Genomic DNA, 5,175 nt, shown 5'->3' on the forward strand with positions numbered 1-5,175 from the left:
CCATCCTCAAGGCAGGTCGGGAAAGCCGGGTCAGGGGCCTGACCACCGCGGCGGGTCTCTGGGCCAGCACCGCCATAGGCGTCGCGGTCGGACTCGGTCACCAGGGTACCGCGGTGCTCGGGACGGTCCTGGCGCTACTGGTGCTGCATGTCCTGGCCTGCCTGAACCGTTCGCCGCCATCTTCCGATAGCCATTGAGGAGAGTTCCGTCATGTTCAAGGACTTCGACGCCTGTACCGCCTGGACCGACGCGATGCAGGAGCGCTGCCAGCCGGTCGGCCTGATCCTCTATCAGCCCAAGCGGCGTGGCTCGGCGGTACGCATGCTGTGGGTAGTGACCCCGGGTTGCAGTTGCCTGAGCGACGCCGAGACCGCCGCCGACAACCTGCTCCAGCGCATCACCGACATCGCCGCCGACGGCCGCGTGCGTTACGCGGACGGCGGCACGCTGTAACCATCAAGAGGAGGAAACCGGCATGGCGCGTGCGATCTGGAAAGGCGCGATCAGCTTCGGCCTGGTGCATATACCGGTGAGCCTGTCGGCGGCGACCTCGTCGCAGGGCATCGATTTCGACTGGCTCGACCAGCGCAGCATGGAGCCGGTCGGCTACAAACGGGTGAACAAGGTCACCGGCAAGGAGATCGAGCGCGAGAACATCGTCAAGGGCGTGGAGTACGAAAAGGGCCGCTACGTGGTGCTGAGCGAGGAAGAAATCCGCGCGGCGCATCCCAAGTCGACCCAGACCATCGAGATCTTCGCTTTCGTCGATAGCCAGGAAATTCCCCTGCAGCACTTCGATACCCCGTACTACCTGGCCCCCGACCGGCGCGGAGGCAAGGTCTACGCGCTGCTCCGGGAGACCCTGGAGCGCACCGGCAAGGTCGCCCTGGCCAACGTCGTCCTGCACACCCGCCAGCACCTGGCGCTCCTGCGGCCTCTGCAGGACGCCCTGGTGCTGATCACCCTGCGCTGGCCGTCGCAGGTGCGCAGCCTGGATGGCCTGGAGCTGGACGAAAGCGTCACCGAGGCGAAACTCGACAAGCGCGAGCTGGAGATGGCCAAGCGCCTGGTGGAGGACATGGCCTCCCACTGGGAGCCGGACGAATACAAGGACAGCTTCAGCGACAAGATCATGAAGCTGGTCGAGGAAAAGGCCGCCAAGGGCCAGCTGCACGCGGTGGAGGAAGAGGAGGAGGTGGCTGGCAAGGGCGCCGACATCATCGATCTCACCGACCTGCTCAAGCGCAGCCTGCGTTCCCGCGCCGGCGGCGGCAAGGACAAGGGCAGCGAAAAGGCCGGGGCCGACGCGAAGGGTCGCGCCAAGTCCGGTGCCTCGCGTTCGCGGCGCAAGGCCTGAGGCGAGCCGCTGGGTAAATCAACCTGAACCAATCGGTCGCCGGCGGGCTCGGAATCAATGACCGTCCGCGCCGCCGGCCATTCGAGGCCGGCGGAAGCCTCGCGACCCATCGCCGAACCCACGTCCCGGAGGAGCGCGCCTCGATGAGTTCGATTGTCCGCAACAGCGACGATGATCCGCTGGTCATCGCCATCCAGCAGCCCCGTATCGCCATCGAGTCGGTCAGCCCTGTGGTGGAAGAGGGTGCCTATCCCGCGAAGACCGAGAGCGACCGCGACCTGCGCCTGGCCGCGCGAATCTTCGTCGATGGCCATGAGGTACTCGGTGCCGAGGTGGTCTGGCGGCGTGTCGGGGAAACCGCGGAGCGGCGCCTGCCGCTGCTGCCCGAAGGCAACGATTTCTGGAGCGCGCAGTTGCGCACGCCGACCTGCGGCCGCCTGTACTTCCGTATCGAGGCCTGGATCGACCGTTTTGCCGGCTACCGCCGCGAATTGCGTGCCAAGCATGGCGCACGCCTGCCGCTGGACCTGGAGCTGCGCGAGGGCGACGAACTGCTGCAGCGCTGCGCCGAGCGCGGCGGTCCGGAGATCGCCGCCGCCTGTGCGCCGCTGGCCGAACGCCTGCAGGCCTGCCAGAGCGTCGAGGAGCGGGTGGCGCTGTGGCTGGCGGCGCAGACCGGCGAACTGTTGCGTCTGGTCGGCCCGCGCGAGCACCTGGTGCGCAGCCGCGAATACCCGCTGGAGGTGGAGCGACCGCTGGCGCGCTTCGCCAGTTGGTACGAGCTGTTCCCTCGCTCGGAAAGCGGCGACCCGACACGCCACGGTACCTTCGACGACGTGATCCGGCGCCTGCCGCAGATCGCCGCGATGGGCTTCGACGTTCTCTATTTCCCGCCGATCCACCCCATCGGCCGCACCCATCGCAAGGGCCGCAACAATTCCTTGCGTGCCGAGGCCGGCGACCCCGGCAGCCCGTATGCGATCGGCAGCGAGGAGGGCGGCCACGAGGCGATCCATCCCGAACTGGGCGACCGCGAGGATTTCCGCCGGCTGCTCGTTGCGGTGCGCGAGCACGGCATGGAACTGGCGCTGGACTTCGCCATCCAGTGCTCCCCCGACCACCCCTGGCTGCGCGAGCATCCCGGCTGGTTCGCCTGGCGTCCGGACGGTAGCTTGCGCTACGCGGAGAACCCGCCGAAGAAGTACGAGGACATCGTCAACGTCGACTTCTACGCCGAACAGGCCCTGCCGAGCCTGTGGGAAGCCTTGCGCGACGTGGTGCTGGGCTGGGTCGAGCAGGGCGTGACGCTGTTTCGCGTCGACAACCCGCACACCAAGCCACTGCCGTTCTGGGAGTGGCTGATCGCCGAGGTGCGCGGCCGCCATCCGCAGGTGATCTTCCTTTCCGAGGCGTTCACCCGCCCGGCGATGATGGCGCGCCTGGGCAAGGTCGGCTTCAGCCAGAGCTACACCTATTTCACCTGGCGCAACGACAAGCAGGAACTGGCGGAGTACTTCGCCGAACTCAACCAGCCACCCTGGCGCGACTGCTACCGGCCGAACTTCTTCGTCAACACCCCGGACATCAATCCCTGGTTCCTGCAACGCTCCGGCCGCCCCGGCTTCCTCATCCGTGCCGCCCTGGCGACCATGGGGTCGGGGCTGTGGGGCATGTACTCCGGCTTCGAGCTGTGCGAGGCGGCGGCCTTGCCGGGCAAGGAGGAGTACCTCGACTCGGAGAAATACCAGTTGCGTCCGCGCGACTACCAGGCGCCGGGCAACATCGTCGCCGAGATCGCCCGGCTCAACCGCATCCGCCGGGAAAACCCGGCATTGCAGACGCACCTCGGGTTCCAGGCCTACAACGCCTGGAACGACCGCATCCTGTATTTCGGCAAGCGCACCGCGGACCTCGCCAACTTCGTCCTGGTGGCGGTCTGCCTGGACCCGCACGAAGCCCAGGAGGCGCATTTCGAACTGCCGCTGTGGGAGTTCGGCCTGCCCGACGACGCCAGCCTCCAGGGCGAGGACCTGATGAACGGGCATCGCTGGGTCTGGCACGGCAAGGTCCAGTGGATGCGCATCGAACCCTGGCACCTGCCGTTCGGCATCTGGCGCGTGCGGCGCGTCGACGCATAAGGAGAAACCCATGGCCAGACGCGAGAAACCGGTCTTTCTCAACGACCCGCAATGGTACAAGGACGCGGTGATCTACCAGGTCCACGTGAAATCCTTCTACGACGCCAACAACGATGGCATCGGCGACTTCGCCGGGCTGATCGAGAAGCTCGACTACATCGCCGACCTCGGCGTGAACACTCTCTGGCTGCTGCCGTTCTACCCGTCGCCACGCCGCGACGACGGCTACGACATCGCCCAGTACCGTGGCGTGCACAGCGACTACGGCAGCCTCGCCGACGCCCGCCGGTTCATCGCCGAGGCCCATCGACGCGGTCTGCGGGTGATTACCGAGCTGGTGATCAACCACACCTCCGACCAGCATCCCTGGTTCATCCGCGCCCGCCACGCGAAGAAGGGATCGCGCGCCCGCGACTACTACGTCTGGTCGGACAGCGACGAGAAATACCAGGGTACGCGGATCATCTTCATCGACACCGAGCAGTCCAACTGGACCTGGGACCCGGTAGCCCAACAGTACTACTGGCACCGCTTCTATTCCCACCAGCCGGACCTGAACTTCGACAACCCGCAGGTCCTGCGCGAGGTGCTCGGGGTGATGCGCTACTGGCTGGACATGGGCGTCGACGGCTTGCGCCTGGACGCGATTCCCTACCTGATCGAACGCGACGGCACCAGCAGCGAGAACCTGCCGGAGACCCACCAGGTGCTCAAGCGCATCCGCGCCGAGCTGGACGCGCACTATCCCGACCGCATGCTGCTGGCCGAGGCCAACCAGTGGCCGGAAGACACCCGGCCGTACTTCGGCGGCGAGGATGGCGGCGAGGGCGACGAATGCCACATGGCCTTCCACTTCCCGCTGATGCCGCGCATGTACATGGCCATCGCCCAGGAGGATCGCTATCCGATCACCGACATCCTGCGCCAGACCCCGGACATCCCGGCCAATTGCCAATGGGCGATCTTCCTGCGCAACCACGACGAGCTGACCCTGGAGATGGTCACCGACGACGAGCGCGACTATCTCTGGAACCACTATGCCGCCGACCGCCGCGCGCGCCTCAACCTGGGCATCCGCCGGCGCCTGGCGCCGCTGGTGGAGCGTGACCGGCGGCGCATCGAGCTGCTGCACAGCCTGCTGTTGTCGATGCCGGGCACGCCGACCCTGTACTACGGCGACGAGATCGGCATGGGCGACAACATCTACCTCGGCGACCGCGACGGCGTGCGGACCCCGATGCAGTGGTCGGTGGACCGCAACGGCGGCTTCTCCCGCGCCGACCCGGCGAAGCTGGTGCTGCCGCCGATTCTCGACCCGCTGTACGGCTACCAGACGATCAACGTCGAGGCGCAGGCGCGCGACCCGCATTCGCTGCTCAACTGGATGCGCCGCCTGCTCGCCGTGCGCAGCCAGCAGAAGGCCTTCGGCCGCGGCAGCCTGAAGATGCTCGCGCCGAGCAACCGACGGATCCTCGCCTACCTGCGCGAATACGCCGAGGGCGAACGGCAGGACAGCATCCTCTGCGTGGCCAACCTGTCGCGCGCGGCCCAGGCGGTGGAACTGGACCTCGCCAGCCATGCCGGCAAGGTGCCGGTGGAGATGATCGGCGGCATGTCGTTCCCGCCGATCGGCGAGCTGACCTACCTGCTGACCCTGCCGCCCTACGGCTTCTACTGGTT

The 5,175-nt window shown here is 67.0% G+C and carries 5 protein-coding genes; all 5 read left to right on the plus strand.

Going from position 1 to position 5,175, the window contains the following annotated elements; translation table 11 throughout:
* Window positions 1-197 (plus strand): MgtC/SapB family protein (locus FFS27_RS28260; RefSeq protein ID WP_171019246.1); only part of this gene is annotated, 197 nt, incomplete at its 5' end.
* Between the two features lie 13 nt (window positions 198-210).
* On the plus strand, window positions 211-453 hold the full coding sequence (locus tag FFS27_RS28265) for a hypothetical protein (protein WP_021264738.1): 243 nt from the start codon (window positions 211-213) through the stop codon (window positions 451-453).
* A gap of 22 nt (window positions 454-475) precedes the next feature.
* Complete coding sequence (gene ku, locus FFS27_RS28270; RefSeq protein WP_003100825.1) at window positions 476-1,357, plus strand: non-homologous end joining protein Ku; 882 nt, start codon at window positions 476-478, stop codon at window positions 1,355-1,357.
* Window positions 1,358-1,500: 143 nt separating this feature from the next.
* Complete coding sequence (locus FFS27_RS28275; protein WP_023101286.1) at window positions 1,501-3,495, plus strand: alpha-1,4-glucan--maltose-1-phosphate maltosyltransferase; 1,995 nt, start codon at window positions 1,501-1,503, stop codon at window positions 3,493-3,495.
* Window positions 3,496-3,505: 10 nt separating this feature from the next.
* Window positions 3,506-5,175: maltose alpha-D-glucosyltransferase (gene treS / locus FFS27_RS28280; protein ID WP_137952363.1), on the plus strand; the 1,670-nt coding region annotated here is incomplete at its 3' end.

Origin of the sequence: Pseudomonas sp. 2VD, from assembly GCF_005503585.1 — a bacterium.
Classification (GTDB): Bacteria; Pseudomonadota; Gammaproteobacteria; order Pseudomonadales; family Pseudomonadaceae; genus Pseudomonas; species Pseudomonas aeruginosa.

Coding starts and splice junctions, on each gene's coding strand:
- FFS27_RS28275 (WP_023101286.1), top strand. CDS start 1,501: ATGAGTTCGATTGTCCGCAACAGCGACGATGATCCGCTGGTCATCGCC.
- ku (WP_003100825.1), top strand. CDS start 476: ATGGCGCGTGCGATCTGGAAAGGCGCGATCAGCTTCGGCCTGGTGCAT.
- FFS27_RS28265 (WP_021264738.1), top strand. CDS start 211: ATGTTCAAGGACTTCGACGCCTGTACCGCCTGGACCGACGCGATGCAG.